This is a genomic window from Streptomyces ferrugineus, from assembly GCF_015160855.1.
GTDB classification, from domain to species: domain Bacteria; phylum Actinomycetota; class Actinomycetes; order Streptomycetales; family Streptomycetaceae; genus Streptomyces; species Streptomyces ferrugineus.
In genome coordinates this window covers 5,738,478-5,753,701 of record NZ_CP063373.1, presented here as the reverse complement: position 1 = coordinate 5,753,701, position 15,224 = coordinate 5,738,478, and the positions used below count along the sequence as shown (strand labels likewise).

The window sequence follows — 15,224 nt, the reverse complement described above, 5'->3', positions numbered from 1 at the left end:
TGCGGAGTCGTAAAAGCACAGCGGCAAAACCGTCCGACCGCCGACCCGCAGGGGAGACCGCCCATGGACATCGCCCTCGAGCAGCCCGCCCGCGCCCGTCTCATCACCGGCGAGGAGCGGGAGATCCCGGTACCGGCCACGCTGCGGTACGCCTCCACGGACCCGCTGGCGGTCTACGTCGACTTCCCGGGCGATGTCTCGCTCGACGGCCAGGGCGCCACCTGGACCTTCGCGCGCGGCCTGCTGGAGGCGGGGCTGCGCGGCCCGGCGGGCGACGGGGACGTGCACATCTGGCCGTGCGGCCAGGAGCGGACGGTCGTGGAGCTGCACTCGCCCCACGGCATGGCGCTGCTCCAGTTCGACACCTCCGCGCTCCACCGCTTCCTGCTGCGGACGTACGCCGTGGTCGCGGCCGGCGAGGAGGACCTGGAGGCGGTCGTGGAGCGAGGGCTGAGCGCGCTGTTCGGCGGCGTGTGAGGAGGAGGCGGCGAGCCGCCGCGGTGCCGCCTCCTCGACGCCCCGGCGTCAGTACCGCAGCACTCCCGCGATCCCCCTGGAGTCGCTCAGCGTGCCGTCCGGCACGAAACGGACCTCGGCGCCGGTCTCCAGGCACTGCTCGACGATCTCGTCCACGATGTCCTCGCGGGCGTCGAGGTCGCCGCTCACCGCGGGGATCAGATGGCCGCCTTCCTCGCCGCGTACGGTCGCCCGGTAGTTCTCCTCGACGGCCAGCAGCCGTACGCGTCCCTCGCGGGCGCTGCGCCAGAGTTCGTCGAGACCGGCCGCGAACGCCTTGCGGCCATGGGCGGATTCGAGTTCGCGCAGGACGGCGTCGGTGTTCTCGCGGATCTCGGCGGTGATCCGCGGCCCGACGGCCTGCCACACCGCCTCGTGCGTGCCGTGCGCGAGCCCGCCGTGCGGGATGTGCACCGCGATCCTGGTGGCGCCGCCGATCTCGTCCAGCAGGGACAGCGCCGCCTGTTCGCCGGTGACGTAGAGCGGCCGCGGATCGCGCCGCAGGATCGTGCTCATGGCCGAGTCGGCGTCCTTGAGGAAGTGGCGGGTGCCCTCGTCGCGGAACGTGCTCGGCGTGTCGCCGATCTGCTCGCGGCGCTCGGCGTCGAAGTTCTCCACGCGCCGGGTCAGCGGGAAGCCGCCCATACGGGCCTCGGTGATGCGGTCGAGGGTGCCGTTCCACAGGGCGACGCGGTCCGCGGAGATCGACAGGACCCAGTAGGGCCGCTCGGCGGCCTGCGCGGAGACCAGGTGGCGGGTCAGAAAGGTGTCCGAGAGCACCACGCGCTCGGGCACCGTGCGGGCGAGCGACCACACCTGGTGCTCACCGGGGGCCGCGAAGATCACCAGACCGTCCTCGGCGTAGGTGAGATCGACCTCGGCGAGGGCCTGGTCGAGCTGGCGCTCGACGTCGGTCCGGCGCTCGCGGGTGACCGACGGATCGGCCTCCAGCTGCTTCTTGGCCTCGGCCACGACATTGCGCAGCCGGACCTGGTCCTGGGTTCGATAGGGCTCTCGGCGATGCGTCGGCGTCAGCACCGACACGGCCGGATAGGGGCGCGGGCGCCGCAGCTCGGTGAGGGTCGTGGGACTGAGTGCGTGCTCCATAACAGCACGATAGGACCGATTCGCCGATCGGGCATTAGGGGCAATCCCATCACTTCGGCCCGGGCTTACTCATCGTCGTCCTCCGGCCCGCAGGAGCTGCCGTCGGGCGGCAGCGTGCCGTACAGCAGGAAGGTGTCGACCTTGCCGTGCACGCACTTGGAGGAGGAGTACCCGGTGTGCCCGCTGCCCTTGTTGTCCAGGACCACGGCCGAGGAGCCGAGGCGGCCGGCCGTCTCCACGGTCCAGCGGTACGGCGTCGCCGGGTCGCCCCGGGTGCCCACGAGAAGCATCTTCGGCGTGGCCACGTCCTTGACCTCGTCGCGTATGAAGTCCGTGCCCCTGGGGCGGCCGTAGCACATCAGCACCCCGCTGAGCCGGTACGGGCCGAAGACCGGCGACGCCTGGTCGTACTCGGCGCGCAGCCGGTCGAGGTCGTCGATGATCTGCCGGCCGGTGGGGCGGTCGGGGTCGTCCGCGCAGTTGATCGCCATCAGCGCGGCGGGCATGTTGTCGAGGGGGACGTCCTCCTCGTCCACCAGCCCGCCGTCGTGCGGCTCGTCGGTCTCCTCGCGGCGCGCGGGCGCCGCACCGCCGCCCGTGAACGTCTCGATGGCGTGCGTGTCGCCGTCCTCCACCAGCGAGGCCAGGGCGCGCTCCAGGGACGGCCACAACTCCTCGCTGTAGAGCGCCTGTCCCAGGGCGCCGACCAGGTCCTGCCCGGTGAAGGGCTCGCCGAACGCCGACGGCACGGGATCCGCGTCCAGCGAGTCGACGAGCCGTACCACCTGCTTGCGGGCCTCGCGAGCATCCTGTCCGAACGGACAGGCGATGTCCTTCACGCACCAGTCGATGAACTCGTCCAGCGCCTTCTGCTGTCCCCGCGCGCCCGCCACGCCCTGCTCGGTCAGCGGCTCGGTCAGGGTGTCCACGCCGTCGAGCACCAACCGGCCGACCTTCTCGGGGAACTGGGCCGCGTACACCGCGCCCAGCCGCGTCCCGTACGAGAAACCCAGGTAGTTGAGCTTGTCGTCGCCGAGGGCCTGGCGCATCACGTCCATGTCGCGCGAGGCGTTGACGGTGCCTATGTGGGGCAGCACGGGGCCGGAGTGGCGGGCACAGGTCGCGGCCGCCTTGCGCAACCGCTTCAGGACGGACTGCGGGTCGCGGCCGAGTTCGGTGCTGTCGTCCGGGATCTCGATGTCCTCCTTTCCGTCCCCGCAGCTGACCGGCGAGGACCTGCCGACGCCGCGCGGATCGAAGGTCACGATGTCGTAGTTGTCCGTCAGCTCCATGAAGTCCTTGGCGCCGGTCATGAACTCGGGGACGCCGGGGCCGCCCGGCCCGCCGAAGTTCAGCAGCACCGAGCCCCGCTTGTCGCCGGTCGCCCGGTAGCGGGCGAGCGCCAGGTCGAGGGTGCCGGCGCGTGGGTGGGCGTAGTCGAGGGGGACGGTGACCTTGCCGCACTGGAGATCCTTCGGCAGGCCCTCGCCCGGGCACCTGGCCCAGGTGATCTTCTGCCGGTAGAAGCGGGTCAGGTCGGCCTCCGGGCTGTCCGTGCCGGCCGGCAGGGCCGTGCCGAGCAGGGCGAGACCGACCGCGCCGGTGACCGCGCAGCGCCGCAGCATGGGCCGCGTTGACAGCTTGGCCAGCATGGATGCCTCCAGGACGCCCGTCGCGGGACCGGGAATCGGCGTCCTCGATCACGATAGGCGGGCCCCGGAAGGCACGCCTCCGGACGTGCGGGACCGGCGAAGCGGCCGTATCCTGCGCCCCTTGTGTTCCTATCGGGCGTTTTTGCCACTAGTTCGACAAGCGTGCCACTCGATGGGGTGAAAGGCCGATAAGCCATAACTCGAATGGTTCACCTGCGTTTTATCCGATGCGGGCGAGTGCCCGCGACCATGTCTGGAAGGCAGGGAACCTATGAGACGGGTTACCCGAAACGGTGTGATCGCCATTGCTGCCGCCTCGGGCGCGATGGCCGTGACGATGCCCGCGTACGCCGACTCCGCGGCGGACGGCGCCGCGGCCGACTCGCCCGGCGTGCTCTCCGGCAACACCGTCCAGCTCCCGGCGCACGTCCCGGTGAACGTGTGCGGGAACACCGTGAACGTGGTGGGGCTGCTGAACCCCGCCGTCGGTAACAAGTGCGCCAACGAGGACGGTGAGGCCAAGCCGGGCGGCGCGTCGGACGGCGGGGCGTCGGCCGACGGGAGCGGAAAGGATTCGCCCGGCGTCGGGTCCGGCAATGTCGTGCAGCTCCCGGTGCACCTCCCGGTGAACGTCAGCGGCAACAGCGTCAACGTCGTCGGCGTCGGCAACGCGGCGATCGGCAACGAGTCGGTGAACGGCCCCGGCAAGCAGCCCCCCGCCACCACGCGGCCCGATCCGAAGCCGTCCGCACCGCGGGCCCGGCACCCGCGGCCGGTGCCGCCCGCGCACGTGCCGCACGGGCCCAGGGCCGCCCTCGCCCACACCGGAGCGGACCAGACCCTCCCCACCGTGGCGGGCGCCGCCGCTCTCGCCCTGGGCGGGGTCGTCCTGTACCGCCGCTTCCGCCCCAAGGCGGTGCGCTGACCCGCGTCGCGCACGCGGTACGGCAGGCCCCACCGGCAGACGACGGTGGGGCCTTTGCCGTACGACTGTCGTACGACGCGGTACGGCACCGTGTGAACATCCGTCCGGCGCGTCACCCGCGGGGCGCGGCAACGGCTTGATCATGCCGTGACGCCCTCCCGCGTGATCCGCGAGGATGCTGCGTGCGCGGTGGATCACCCGCGCGCACCCCCGACGGAACGGAGCGCGTTCATGGCCGCATCGGCCCCCGAAGACCTCGTCATCACGCAGGCCGGCCTCGACGACTGGCCGGTCGTCCGGGGATGGGCCGTCGACGAGGGCTGGAACCCGGGACTCGCGGACAGCGCGGCCTTTTTCGCCCAGGACCCCGAGGGCTTCTTCCTCGGCCGGATCGACGGCGAACCCGTCTCGGCGATCTCCGTGGTCAACTACGGGTCCGACTACGCGTTCCTCGGCTGGTACCTGGTCCGCCCCGACCTGCGCGGCCGCGGCTACGGCCGCGCCACCTGGAAGACCGCGCTGGCGCACGCGGAGAACCGTACGGTGGGCCTCGACGGAGTCGTCGCCCAGCAGGACAACTACCGCCGCTCCGGCTTCGAGTTCGCCCACCGCACCTTCCGGTACACCGGAACCGCACCCGCCGTCCCCGCCCCGGCGGACGTGCGGGCCGTTCGCCCCGAGGACGTCGAGGACATCACCGCCTACGACGGCGCCTGCACGCCCGCCGACCGCCCCCGCTTCCTCGCGCACTGGCTCACCGGCCCCGGTCACCGGGCCGTCGTCCGCCGCACCGGCGATCGCGTCACCGGCTACGGCGTGATCCGCCCGGGCCACGACTGCCCGCGCATCGGCCCGCTCTTCGCGGACACCCCCGAGGACGCGCGGGCCGTCTTCACCGCCCTGACCGCCGAGGCGGCCGGCCGCGCGGTGGCGATCGACGTGCCCGAGAACAACCCGGCGGGCGTCGCCCTCGCCGAGGAGGCCGGCTTCACGCCCTCCTTCGAGACCGCCCGCATGTACACGGGGCCGGTGCGGCCGTACGCGCAGGAGCGCGTCTTCGGCGTGGCCACGCTGGAGCTGGGCTAGCGAGGTCCGGGCGGTCAGGCGGCCGCGCGTCAGCCCGTGCGCCGGTGGAAGCGGAAGTGCAGTGCGCGGACGTCCGCCGTCAGCTCGGGCACCGGGCCCTCCACGGTCACGCCCGGCGCGACCTCCTGGATCGGCAGGGTCCGTACCGGTGGCGCGGGCACGCCCAACTCGGCAAGCCAGCCGCTCAGTTGCTGCGACGAGGTGACGTACACGATGCGTCCCAGGCCCACCCACGCGTGCGCGGCCGCGCACATCGGGCAGTGCTCGCCGGAGGTGTACACCGTCGCGGCGGCCCGCTCCTCGGGCGACATATGGGCGGCGGACCAGCGTGCCAGCTCGAACTCCGGGTGCCGGGTGCGGTCGCCGGAGGCCACCCGGTTGTGGTCCTCGGCGAGCGCCTCGCCGTCCGCCCCCACCAGAACCGAGCCGAACGGCTCGTCCCCGGCCTCCAGCGCCTCGGTCGCGAGCGCGACGCAGCGGCGCAGGTGCGGCAGTTCGATGTCCTTCACGACCATGGTGTACGGCCCTTTCGGCGGCGCGATTCTCCGTGCGCGGCCCATGCTCGCCGACGCACGCCCGGACGGCCGGGAAGATGCGGCCGGGCCGTAAAGGCCTTGCTCCGGCGGCGGCGCGGTGCTGGAGTGATCCCATGGATCATGCCGGGGTGCTCGCCCTCTTCGACCGGGATCTACGGGAAGGCGCGCGGCCGGACGGCCCCGACGCGCTGGTCGAGCGGGTGGGCGGGGTCGTCCGCCAGGTGTCGTCCGCGCACGGCTGGAACGGCGTCGTCTGGTCCGACCGGGACGAGGCCGGCGCCGACGCGGCGATCGCCGAACAGATCGCCCACTTCTGCGGGCTCGGGCTCGCGTTCGAGTGGAAGCTCTACGGCCACGACCTCCCCGTGGACCTCGGACGGCGGCTCAGGGGCGCGGGCTTCACGCCCCAGCCCGAGGAGACGCTGATGATCGGCGAGGCCGCCGACCTGAACCTGGACGCCGAGCCGCCGGACGGCATCCGCATCGTCCCCGTGACCGACCGGGCCGGCGTCGACCTCGTCGCCGAGGTGCACGAGAAGGCCTTCGGCACCGACGGCTCCCGGCTCCGGCATCAGTTGCTCGCCCAGCTCACGGCCGACGCGGACACCGTGGTCGCGGTCGTCGCCCTGGCCGGAGACACTCCGGTCAGCGCCGCCCGGATGGAGCTCGTGCCGGGCACGCGGTTCGCCGGGCTGTGGGGCGGCGGGACCGTCGAGGGCTGGCGCGGCCGGGGCATCTACCGTGCGCTGGTCGCCCACCGCGCCCGGGCCGCCGCGGCGCGTGGCTACCGGTATCTCCAGGTCGACGCCATGAGCGCGAGCCGGCCCATCCTCGAACGGCTCGGCTTCGAACCGCTGACCACCACCACGCCTTACGTGTACACGCCGTAGGGACGAGTCCCGGGTGCAGCCCCTGGCGGACCGGCCCGCCCTCAGCCGAGCCCGAACGCGTCCGCCAGCGAGTCGATCTGGGCCGTGAGCAGCGTGCTCCCGTCATGGCCCATGCCCTCGAACTGGCCCGACACCTCCAGCCCGATCGCCCCGTGCATATGGGACCAGGCGAGCACCGCCCCGGCCAGCGCGACCCCTTCCGACCGCGCCGACACCTCCCCGCGCGCCCACTGCGCGACGGCCGCGTCCCGTTCCGCCCAGGCCGTCATCTGCTCCACCACGGGCCGCACGGCCCCAGACGGCTCGGCTCCGTCGAACGCCGGCAGGAACGGCCCGAGCACCGCCCGCGCGCTGTCGACCGTGTCCGGGGGTGCGTCGTAGCCGGGCACCGGCGTGCCCTCGATGAGCAGGTACCGGTGCGGCTGCTCGACGGCCCAGCCCCGGCACGCCGCCGCGAGGGACCGCAGCCGCGCTCGCGGTGACGTGTCCGGCGCCAGCGCGCCGGCCGCCGCCGAGACGGCCGCCGCCAGGTCGGCGTACGCGTCGCGGATGAGATCCGTCAGCAGCGCGTCGCGGGAGTCGAAGTAGCGGTAGAGGGCGGGCCCCGAGAGCCCCACCTCCTTGGCGATCCGGGTGAGGGCCACCCCCTCCGTGCCGCCCTCGGCCAGTTGCCGGAGCGCGATCTCCTTGATCTCCGCCCGGGTCTGCTCGCGGTAACGCGCTCGCGGGGTCTGCGCACTGCTGGTCACGACGGCTCCTCCTCGGTATCGCGACACACCTTAACGAGAGCCCGGCTGCCCCACTCTTGCTATGACCTATCGAAAGAGTTACTGTATCTAACATAAGTGATAGTCAGTAACCGACCTAGAGATGAGGCCGTCATGAGCGCCACCGCCAACGCCCCCCGCTCCCTGCACGCCGTACTCGGCTCCGGTCCCGCCGGAACCGCCCTCGCCCGGGAACTCGTGCGCCGCGGCCACCCCGTGCGCCTCGTCGACCGCAAGGGCGAAGGGCCCGCGATCGACGGGGTGGAGCGGGTCGCCGCCGACGTGAGCACGGCGGAGGGCGCGGGAGCGGCCATGGCCGGAGCCGCCGTCGTGTATCACGCCGTCAACGTCGGCTATCACCTCCAGGTCGAGGTGATGCCCCGCGTTCAGGACGCGATCCTCGGCGCCGTGGAGGCCGCCGGGGCGCGGCTGGTCGTACTCGACACGCTCTACCCGTACGGCGAGACCGGGGGCGCGGTGATGACCGAGGACTCCCCGTGGAACGCGACCAGCCGCAAGGGGCGGATGCGTGCCGAACTGGACGAGAAGTACCTAGCGGCACACCGTGCCGGCCGTGCCCGGGTGGTCCTCGCCCGCTCCGCCGACTTCGTCGGACCCGGCGTGCTCAACTCCTCCCTCGGCGGGGCCGTCTTCCCGGGCGCGCTCACCGGCACGGAGGTGCTGGGGCTCGGTGACATCGACCTGCCGCACAGCTACACCAACATCGAGGACGTGGCCGCGGGGCTCGCCACCCTCGGCGAGCGCCCGGAGGGTGACGGACGGGTCTGGCATCTGCCGACCGCGCCCGCCGTCAGCACCCGCGAGATCCACCGGATGATCGAGAAGCGGGTCGGGAAGGCGCTGAACGTCGTGGTCCTTCCCGAGCCCCGGCCCTTCGGCCCGTTCGACGAGCGGTTCATGGCCGAGTACGCCGAGATGTTCTACCAGCACACCGAGCCCCAGATCATGGACTCCTCGGCCTTCGAGCAGGCCTTCGGCGCCACGCCCACCCCACTGGTGGAGACGGTCGACGCCACCGTGACCTGGTACGAGGGGCTGCTCGCGGGACGGTGGCCCGTGCCGGTGCGGCCGGGATGTCACATCCGGGCCCGGCCCGCTCGTCGCACTCGCATGACGACGAACCACACAGACGACAGCGGCCGCAGCCGGACCGTCCTCCTCGCGGGCGCCGGCGGTGTCCTCGGCCGGCACATCACCCGCGCCCTGACCGAGGCGGGCCACGAGGTCACCGGGCTCGGCCGTGGCCCGCGCAACGACATCCAGGCCGACCTGTTGGACCGCGACGCCCTCCTGCGCGCCGTCGACGGCCACCGCTTCGACACCGTGATCCACGCCGCGACCGCCCTGCGCAAGTCGCCCATGCGCCACCGCGACATGCACGCCACCAACGCGCTGCGCACCGACGGAACCGTCCACCTGATCGAGGCCGCACGGGCCACCGGCGCCCGGCGCCTCGTGTCGGAGTCGATGGTCTTCGGATACGGCTACGGCGACCACGGCGACCAGGTGATCGACGAGGACGGCCCCTTCGGCCCGCGCGGCCGCTCCCCGGAGCTGGAGGCCCACATCGCGGCGATGCGCATCAAGGAGCAACTCACTTTCGGCGCCTCGGGCCTGGAGGGCATCGCGCTCCGCTTCGGTCTGTTCTACGGCCCGGGCGGCACCGACGCCCTCCTGTCGATGCTGCGCAAGCGGCAACTGCCCGTCCCCGCCGACCACGGCCGGGTGCTGCCCTGGATCGAGCTCACCGACGCCGCCCGCGCGGTGGTCGCCGCCGTCGAACGAGGGCGCCCCGGCCAGGCGTACAACATCGCCGACCGGGCTCCGCTGGGGTTCGGGGCACATGTGCGGTGCGTGGCCGAGGGGTTCGGGCTGCCGAAGCCGATGACCGTGCCGCTGTGGCTGATGCGGCCCATGTCATACGCGCACACGATGATGTCGACGACGCTGCGCGTGTCCACCGCGAAGGCGGAACGCGAACTCGGCTGGACGCCCGTCCACCCGGCGGCCCGCGACGGCCTCGCCGCGATGCGGGCCGCCGGGGCACTCACCTGATCGTCAGCGGCGCGCCCTCGCCCGGTCCAGTGCGGCGACGCCCAGTGCGGCGAGGCCGATCTGGATGAGCCACTCGACCCAGTCGACACCGTCGGTGTCCGCCACGTCGAAGCCGGCCGCGATCGCCGAGCCGAGCAGCGCGGCCACGATGCCGACGAGGATCGTCCACAGGACGCCGATGCGCTGACGGCCCGGAATCACGAGTCGTCCGAGCACACCGATGACGATGCCGATCACAATGGCGCTGATGATGCCCGAGATCTCCATTTCGACCCTCTTCCTCCTGTCCCCGCGGCAGTCCGGGTTCCCCGTGGAGACAGGGACAGTCCGTTCCGCTTCAACCGGCGGTCGACACCGGGCCGGTCGCCGTCGCGGAGCCGTCCACGACCCATCCGGTGGCGGCCACGACCTGCGCGGCGATGTCGATCACGGTACGGCCGTCGGTCACCACGCGCAGCACGTCGGCGGGCGCGTGTTCGTCCAGGAGACGCGCCTTGCGCGCACTGCTGTGCATCTCGTGCTCCAGCTCGGAGCCGAGCTCGCGCCCGGCGAGCCGCTGTTCGGCCGTCGCGTCGGTGGCGGTCAGCAGGACCCGTACCAGCCGCACGTCGTCACCCATGGCCGCGCGGAAGACGGGCGCGGACGTGTCGAGCACGCTCGCGGTGTTCGTGTAGACGAGGCGCCGGTATCCGAGCCCCGCGTAATTTCCCCACATGGCGGCCAGGTTCCGTGCCGTGATGTCGGCCCGGTGCGCGTCGCCGGGCGGTGCCGGATGGACGGCGCCCATGAAGTCGCCGTCGATCACCGCGTGCGCCACCCGCGCGGCCCGCAGCCGTGCCGAGACCTCCCAGCCGACCGTCGTCTTGCCGACCCCGGCCCGTCCCCCGATGAGCAGTGCCTCCGCCTGATCCATACGGGCAGCGTGCCCGGGTACGGGCATGCTTGGCGAGTGGTTTCGGCGCCCGTCGATCAGTGGAGGTGCGGATGGCCGAGCAGGTACTCGGCGGTGGAGCCGTCGGCAAGGTGGTGCGGGTCGGGACGACCGTGCGGCGCAGACCGTCCGAACGGTCGGAGTATGTGCGGGAGTTGCTCGCGCTCTTCGAGTCACGGGGGTGGGAGGGGGCCCCGCGCTACATCGGGACGGACGAGCAGGGGCGGGAGGTGCTGGGCTACCTGGAGGGGCGGGCGGCCGTCACGGCGCGGGAGCGGGCCGCGGCGGGCACGGACGCGGCGCTGGTGCGGGTGGCCCGACTCGTCCGCGCCGTCCACGACATGACGCACGGAACACCGCTGGCCGGCGACCGGGACGTCGTGTGCCACAACGATCTCGCGCCCAAGAACACGGTGTACACGGTGGAGGGCGCCGACTGGTGGCCGACCGCCTTCGTCGACTGGGACCTCGCCGCGCCCGGCGAGCGCATCCATGACCTCGCCCATGTGTGCTGGCAGTACCTGGACCTCGGGCCCGGCGTCACCCGGGTGTCCGAGACGGCGCGGCGCATCGCGCTCATCTGCGACGCGTACGGGCCGTACGGCGGCGAGGGGATCGTCGACGCGATCCTGTGGTGGCAGGACCGCTGCCGGCGGGGCATCGAGGGGGGCGCCGCGCGGGGCGAGCCGGCCATGGTGGGACTGCGGGACCGGGGAGCCGTGGACGAGGTGCGCGACGCCTACGCGTGGACCGCTGAACACCGGCGTGAGCTGGGGGTGTTCCTGAGCTGACGCCGTGCGCGCGTGACGGGCGGCCGGCGTCAGGGCATCGGGGTGGGGTCGACCCAGGAGGTCAGTTCGCCGTCCGGGTGGAGGGCGACGCGCAGGCCGTTGTGCTCGCCGTACGCGGGGTGGCCGGCGGCGACGAGGGTGTCGAGCCGGGTGCCGTTGGCGAAGACGTCGGCCTCGTAGTGGTCGTCCGCGAGCCGGTGGATCTTCGCCGTCGTCGACCCGTCCGCCAGCGTCGCCGTGCCGATCAGGACGCGCTCGACGGCCGGCTTGGCCTTGGGCTCGGGCTTCGCCCGCTCGATCCAGGAGGTGACCTCGCCGTTCGGCCGGAGGGTGACGTGCAGTCCGTTGTGCTGGGCCTGTGTGGGCGCGCCCTGGGTGTAGAGGGTCCCGTACTGCACGCCCTCGGCCCGGCTGACCTGGTCCGCGAGCTTCACCGTCGTCACGTACATGCGCTTGGCCTCGGCTTGCTGGGTCAGGGGGTGGTTCCTTCGGTGGGGTTCGTTCCGACGTGTTCGAAGCTACGGACCGTCCATCAAGAGCACCGATAGGCCGTGCAACAGTCATTCTTCGTGTGCAGCTCAAAGTGGATAAATCGCAAATCGCTGCCGTTGACATGCAGGTAATTACCTGCATAACGTTGAGTGTGCGATCAGACAGTGGCGACCCCGCGATGGACAAGGTCTTCAAGGCGCTGTCCGACGAGACGCGCAGACGGCTCCTGGACCGGCTGCACGAGGACAACGGGCAGACGCTGGGGGAGCTGTGCGCGCGTATCGACATGGCGCGTCAGTCGGTGACCCAGCATCTGGGGGTCCTGGAGGCCGCCAACCTGGTCAGCACGGTGCGGCGGGGGCGGGAGAAGCTGCACTACCTCAATCCGGTCCCGCTCCACGAGATCCAGGAGCGGTGGATCGACAAGTTCGAGCGCCCGCGCCTGCGTGTGCTCGGGGCCGTGAAACGACGAGCCGAGGAAGCCATGACCGACAAGCCCGCATTCGTCTACGTCACCTACATCGAGAGCACCCCCGAGAAGGTCTGGGACGCCCTCACCGACGCCGACCTGACCGCCGCCTACTGGGGCCACCGCAACGTCTCGGACTGGCGGCCCGGCTCCCGCTGGGAACACGTCCGTACGGACGGCTCGGGCATCGCCGACGTGGTCGGCACCGTCGTGGAGAGCGAGCGCCCCACGCGTCTGGTCACCACCTGGGCGGCGCCGGACGAGGAGGGGCAGGAGGACAAGTACTCCCGGGTCACCTTCGACATCCAGCGGCACGCCGATATCGTCCGGCTCACCGTGACACACGAGGACCTGGCGGACGAGAGCGAGCGCGCCGACGTGTCGTCCGGGTGGCCCGCGGTGCTGTCCAACCTCAAGTCGCTCCTGGAGACCGGTCATGTGCTGCCCCAGGAGCCGTGGCTGATGCCGGCCCGCTGAACGGCCCCGCCGAGGTGTGGGCGGGGGAAAGGCCGGTCCGCGGGTGCGGACCGGCCTTCGTGCGCTCCTCTCCGGTCGCCGCTACGGCCTCGAGGTGCTCCTCGCCGCCGTTCCGGCGCACATCAGCCCCAGGATCACGGCAAGCGCGCCGATGATGATGTTGTTCACCACGACGCCCGCGTCCGGGCTGTCCCCGACGACCCACGGCGCGATGATCATCCAGACGCCGATCGCGGAGCAGGCCCAGCTCAGGCCGTACATGCGTTCCGGAGCCCGGGTGAATCCGAGGGCCAGCAGCCCGATCGCGATTCCCACGACCAGGTTGTGCGTCACGAGCGGGGGCTGGCTCGTCGTGTAGTGGAGTATCCAGGGGGACACCGCGCAGTACAGACCGAGCAGGAACACCGGTCCGTCCAGCAGCGTCACATCACGACCGCCGAGCATGCGGGCGTAGCGGTCCCGCATTTCGGTTACATCGGGGTGGGCGGTTATGTCACCTCTGGTGGGCTGCACGTTGGCCATGACTCGTCTCCTTTGACTCGCAGGCCTGACCGCGTCTGGTGCGGTATGCGGTAAGCGCGCCTACGGTCATTCTGCGCTTATTTCTTCCTTATGTGTAGAGGTCGACGGGTTCATGACGATGTAAGCGGAGGAACTCTCCGGAAATTTCTCCCGGCACCCGCGTACGGGTGTCGATCCAGGGCCGGGCCGTTCGTGTAGGAGGTGAGAGACCACCACGAGGCCCGAGGAGGCCGTGATGAAGTACTACCTGCTCAACGTGATGCAGCCGGTCGGGGAGCCGCCCGCCCCGGAGGTCCTCGGCGAGATCGAGAAGAACCTCGACGTCCTCAACCGGGAGCTGCGCGAGGCGGGCGCCTGGGTGTTCGCCGGGGGACTGCACGGCCCGGAGTCCTCCACCGTGCTGCGGCCCCGCGACGGCGACGTCCTGGTCACCGACGGACCGTACGCCGAGGGCAAGGAGATGCTCGGCGGCATCAGCCTCATCAAGGCGCCCGACCTGGACGCGGCCCTCGGATGGGGCCGCAGGCTGGCCCTGGCGACCACCCTGCCGATCGAGGTGCGCCCGTTCATGGGCGAAGCCGACGACTGATGGACGCCCCGGACGTCGAGGCCGTCTTCCGCGCGGAGTACGGCCGCGCGGTCGCCGTCCTCGTCCGCTTCCTCGGCGACATCGACCTCGCCGAGGAAGCGGTCCAGGACGCGTTCACCACGGCGCTGCGGCGCTGGCCGCGGACCGGTGTGCCGCCGAGCCCGGCAGGCTGGATCATCACCACCGCCCGCAACCGCGCCATCGACCGGCTGCGCCGCGAGGCCGGCCGGGACGAACGCCACGCCCAGGCGGCCCTGTTGCACGCCCCCGACGCACCGCCCGAGGAGGGCCCCGTGCGCGACGAACGGCTCCGGCTCATCTTCACCTGCTGCCACCCGGCCCTCTCCGCCCAGGCGCGGGTCGCCCTCACCCTGCGCCTGCTCGGCGGGCTCACCACGGCCCAGATCGCGCGGGCCTTCCTGGTGCCGGAGCCGACCATGGCCCAGCGCCTGGTGCGGGCGAAGGCGAAGATCCGCAACGCCGGAATCCCGTATCGCGTGCCCCGGGACGCCGACCTGCTGGACCGGCTCACGGGAGTGCTGGCCGTCGTCTACCTGATCTTCAACCAGGGGTACGAGGGAGCGGCGGACCTGTGCGCGGAGGCCGTACGGCTCGGCCGGCTGCTGGCCGAACTCATGCCGGACGAGCCCGAGGTCACCGGACTGCTAGCGCTGATGCTCCTCGTCGAGTCCCGCCGGTCCGCGCGGCAGGACGAGCACGGCGCGCTCGTGCCGCTGCCGGAGCAGGACCGTGCGCGCTGGGACCGCGAGTCGATCGCCGAGGGGCAGACGCTCGTGCGCCGCTGTCTGCGCCGGGGCAGGCCGGGGCCGTACCAACTCCAGGCCGCCATCCAGGCCGTGCACAGCGACGCACCGGACCCGCGGGCCACGGACTGGGATCAGATCCGGCAGCTCTACGACCACCTCATGACCGTCGCCCCCAGCCCGGTCGTGGCCCTGAACCGGGCCGTCGCCGTGGCCGAGACCGAAGGCCCCGCCCAGGCCCTCGACCTCGTGGACGCGCTGGAACTCGACGGCTACCACGTCTTCCACGCCGTCCGCGCGGACCTGCTGCGCCGTCTGGGCCGGACCATGGAGGCCGTGCGGGCGTACGACGCCGCCCTCGCGCTCTCGCGGAACCCGGCGGAGAGCGGCTATCTCGAACGCCGACGCCGGGAGCTCATCCAGGCCTGAGGGTGACGGTCCTGCCGAGGCGGCGTTTCCCCGACTCCCGGAGCGGTGGGGCGGGTTGACTGGTCTACACCCTTGACTGGTACAGACCAACGCGGTTGAGTGTGTCCCCACACCCCCCACCACGGCCGCCCCCACGCCGTGACCGACTCCGTCGGTGCGTGCGCACAAGGTGCTGATCTCCCCTGCCCTTGTCCGGGTGCGGCCG

At 72.1% G+C, this 15,224-nt stretch carries 17 protein-coding genes and 1 pseudogene; 10 read left to right on the top strand and 8 right to left on the bottom strand.

All coding sequences use genetic code 11. From position 1 onward, the window contains the following. Positions 1–63: 63 nt before the first annotated feature. The gene (locus IM697_RS26005) at positions 64–477 is read left to right on the top strand and encodes an SsgA family sporulation/cell division regulator (RefSeq protein WP_194038524.1); all 414 of its coding nucleotides are present in this window, start codon (positions 64–66) and stop codon (positions 475–477) included. A 48-nt stretch (positions 478–525) separates the two neighbouring features. Here IM697_RS26005 and IM697_RS26000 read toward each other — a convergent pair whose 3' ends face one another. Together IM697_RS26000 and IM697_RS25995 are read right to left on the bottom strand one after the other, a co-directional pair. After that, complete coding sequence (locus IM697_RS26000; protein WP_194038523.1) at positions 526–1,623, bottom strand: baeRF3 domain-containing protein; 1,098 nt, start codon at positions 1,621–1,623, stop codon at positions 526–528. Positions 1,624–1,688: 65 nt separating this feature from the next. After that, entirely contained in the window at positions 1,689–3,275 is a 1,587-nt protein-coding gene (locus IM697_RS25995) for an alpha/beta hydrolase (RefSeq protein ID WP_194038522.1), read from the bottom strand. A 271-nt stretch (positions 3,276–3,546) separates the two neighbouring features. Here IM697_RS25995 and IM697_RS45760 point away from each other — a divergent pair, with 271 nt between their 5' ends. Both IM697_RS45760 and IM697_RS25985 read left to right on the top strand, forming a co-directional pair. After that, positions 3,547–4,200, top strand: a complete 654-nt coding sequence (locus IM697_RS45760) for a chaplin (protein WP_194038521.1) — start codon at positions 3,547–3,549, stop codon at positions 4,198–4,200. Between the two features lie 231 nt (positions 4,201–4,431). After that, positions 4,432–5,286 carry a GNAT family N-acetyltransferase gene (locus IM697_RS25985; RefSeq protein WP_194038520.1) on the top strand — a complete coding sequence of 285 codons (855 nt, stop codon included), beginning with the start codon at positions 4,432–4,434 and terminating at the stop codon, positions 5,284–5,286. Between the two features lie 29 nt (positions 5,287–5,315). On the opposite strand, the gene IM697_RS25980 is transcribed toward IM697_RS25985, so the two are convergent. Next, complete coding sequence (locus IM697_RS25980) at positions 5,316–5,801, bottom strand: nucleoside deaminase (protein WP_194038519.1); 486 nt, start codon at positions 5,799–5,801, stop codon at positions 5,316–5,318. Positions 5,802–5,935: 134 nt separating this feature from the next. On the opposite strand from IM697_RS25980, the gene IM697_RS25975 reads away from it, so the two are divergent. Beyond that, on the top strand, positions 5,936–6,712 hold the full coding sequence (locus IM697_RS25975; protein ID WP_194038518.1) for a GNAT family N-acetyltransferase: 777 nt from the start codon (positions 5,936–5,938) through the stop codon (positions 6,710–6,712). Between the two features lie 41 nt (positions 6,713–6,753). Here the strand turns inward: IM697_RS25975 and IM697_RS25970 are convergent, their stop codons facing one another. After that, positions 6,754–7,461, bottom strand: a complete 708-nt coding sequence (locus IM697_RS25970) for a TetR/AcrR family transcriptional regulator (RefSeq protein ID WP_194038517.1) — start codon at positions 7,459–7,461, stop codon at positions 6,754–6,756. 132 nt (positions 7,462–7,593) lie between these two features. Here IM697_RS25970 and IM697_RS25965 point away from each other — a divergent pair. Both IM697_RS25965 and IM697_RS25960 read left to right on the top strand, forming a co-directional pair. Beyond that, positions 7,594–8,550 (top strand): annotated as a pseudogene (locus tag IM697_RS25965) (NAD-dependent epimerase/dehydratase family protein); the annotation flags it as partial. Between the two features lie 60 nt (positions 8,551–8,610). Then, entirely contained in the window at positions 8,611–9,555 is a 945-nt protein-coding gene (locus tag IM697_RS25960) for an NAD-dependent epimerase/dehydratase family protein (protein ID WP_194049868.1), read from the top strand. A 3-nt stretch (positions 9,556–9,558) separates the two neighbouring features. Here the strand turns inward: IM697_RS25960 and IM697_RS25955 are convergent, their stop codons facing one another. Then, on the bottom strand, positions 9,559–9,822 hold the full coding sequence (locus IM697_RS25955) for a GlsB/YeaQ/YmgE family stress response membrane protein (protein WP_194038516.1): 264 nt from the start codon (positions 9,820–9,822) through the stop codon (positions 9,559–9,561). Positions 9,823–9,892: 70 nt separating this feature from the next. Next, positions 9,893–10,468 (bottom strand): nucleoside/nucleotide kinase family protein, encoded by a 576-nt coding sequence (locus IM697_RS25950; protein WP_194038515.1) that lies wholly within the window; start codon positions 10,466–10,468, stop codon positions 9,893–9,895. A 71-nt stretch (positions 10,469–10,539) separates the two neighbouring features. Here IM697_RS25950 and IM697_RS25945 point away from each other — a divergent pair, with 71 nt between their 5' ends. Beyond that, positions 10,540–11,277 carry a phosphotransferase gene (locus IM697_RS25945; RefSeq protein WP_194038514.1) on the top strand — a complete coding sequence of 246 codons (738 nt, stop codon included), beginning with the start codon at positions 10,540–10,542 and terminating at the stop codon, positions 11,275–11,277. 29 nt (positions 11,278–11,306) lie between these two features. Here the strand turns inward: IM697_RS25945 and IM697_RS25940 are convergent, their stop codons facing one another. Next, on the bottom strand, positions 11,307–11,726 hold the full coding sequence (locus IM697_RS25940) for a hypothetical protein (protein WP_194038513.1): 420 nt from the start codon (positions 11,724–11,726) through the stop codon (positions 11,307–11,309). 221 nt (positions 11,727–11,947) lie between these two features. Here IM697_RS25940 and IM697_RS25935 point away from each other — a divergent pair, with 221 nt between their 5' ends. Further along, entirely contained in the window at positions 11,948–12,715 is a 768-nt protein-coding gene (locus tag IM697_RS25935; RefSeq protein ID WP_194049867.1) for an ArsR/SmtB family transcription factor, read from the top strand. Positions 12,716–12,796: 81 nt separating this feature from the next. On the opposite strand, the gene IM697_RS25930 is transcribed toward IM697_RS25935, so the two are convergent. Beyond that, positions 12,797–13,237, bottom strand: a complete 441-nt coding sequence (locus IM697_RS25930; protein ID WP_194038512.1) for an SPW repeat protein — start codon at positions 13,235–13,237, stop codon at positions 12,797–12,799. Positions 13,238–13,472: 235 nt separating this feature from the next. Here IM697_RS25930 and IM697_RS25925 point away from each other — a divergent pair, with 235 nt between their 5' ends. Both IM697_RS25925 and IM697_RS25920 read left to right on the top strand, forming a co-directional pair. Then, complete coding sequence (locus tag IM697_RS25925; protein ID WP_194038511.1) at positions 13,473–13,826, top strand: YciI family protein; 354 nt, start codon at positions 13,473–13,475, stop codon at positions 13,824–13,826. Then, on the top strand, positions 13,826–15,019 hold the full coding sequence (locus tag IM697_RS25920; protein ID WP_194038510.1) for an RNA polymerase sigma factor: 1,194 nt from the start codon (positions 13,826–13,828) through the stop codon (positions 15,017–15,019). The genes IM697_RS25925 and IM697_RS25920 overlap by 1 nt, the downstream gene beginning before the upstream one ends. Positions 15,020–15,224: the final 205 nt, after the last annotated feature.

What these genes read in the sequence shown, in the direction of transcription:
- IM697_RS25955 (WP_194038516.1), bottom strand. Translation starts at nt 9,822, where the DNA reads ATGGAGATCTCGGGCATCATCAGCGCCATTGTGATCGGCATCGTCATC.
- IM697_RS26005 (WP_194038524.1), top strand. Translation starts at nt 64, where the DNA reads ATGGACATCGCCCTCGAGCAGCCCGCCCGCGCCCGTCTCATCACCGGC.
- IM697_RS25920 (WP_194038510.1), top strand. Translation starts at nt 13,826, where the DNA reads ATGGACGCCCCGGACGTCGAGGCCGTCTTCCGCGCGGAGTACGGCCGC.
- IM697_RS25960 (WP_194049868.1), top strand. Translation starts at nt 8,611, where the DNA reads ATGACGACGAACCACACAGACGACAGCGGCCGCAGCCGGACCGTCCTC.
- IM697_RS25925 (WP_194038511.1), top strand. Translation starts at nt 13,473, where the DNA reads ATGAAGTACTACCTGCTCAACGTGATGCAGCCGGTCGGGGAGCCGCCC.
- IM697_RS25980 (WP_194038519.1), bottom strand. Translation starts at nt 5,801, where the DNA reads ATGGTCGTGAAGGACATCGAACTGCCGCACCTGCGCCGCTGCGTCGCG.
- IM697_RS25945 (WP_194038514.1), top strand. Translation starts at nt 10,540, where the DNA reads ATGGCCGAGCAGGTACTCGGCGGTGGAGCCGTCGGCAAGGTGGTGCGG.
- IM697_RS25995 (WP_194038522.1), bottom strand. Translation starts at nt 3,275, where the DNA reads ATGCTGGCCAAGCTGTCAACGCGGCCCATGCTGCGGCGCTGCGCGGTC.
- IM697_RS25935 (WP_194049867.1), top strand. Translation starts at nt 11,948, where the DNA reads ATGGACAAGGTCTTCAAGGCGCTGTCCGACGAGACGCGCAGACGGCTC.
- IM697_RS25950 (WP_194038515.1), bottom strand. Translation starts at nt 10,468, where the DNA reads ATGGATCAGGCGGAGGCACTGCTCATCGGGGGACGGGCCGGGGTCGGC.
- IM697_RS26000 (WP_194038523.1), bottom strand. Translation starts at nt 1,623, where the DNA reads ATGGAGCACGCACTCAGTCCCACGACCCTCACCGAGCTGCGGCGCCCG.
- IM697_RS25975 (WP_194038518.1), top strand. Translation starts at nt 5,936, where the DNA reads ATGGATCATGCCGGGGTGCTCGCCCTCTTCGACCGGGATCTACGGGAA.
- IM697_RS45760 (WP_194038521.1), top strand. Translation starts at nt 3,547, where the DNA reads ATGAGACGGGTTACCCGAAACGGTGTGATCGCCATTGCTGCCGCCTCG.
- IM697_RS25940 (WP_194038513.1), bottom strand. Translation starts at nt 11,726, where the DNA reads ATGTACGTGACGACGGTGAAGCTCGCGGACCAGGTCAGCCGGGCCGAG.
- IM697_RS25930 (WP_194038512.1), bottom strand. Translation starts at nt 13,237, where the DNA reads ATGGCCAACGTGCAGCCCACCAGAGGTGACATAACCGCCCACCCCGAT.
- IM697_RS25985 (WP_194038520.1), top strand. Translation starts at nt 4,432, where the DNA reads ATGGCCGCATCGGCCCCCGAAGACCTCGTCATCACGCAGGCCGGCCTC.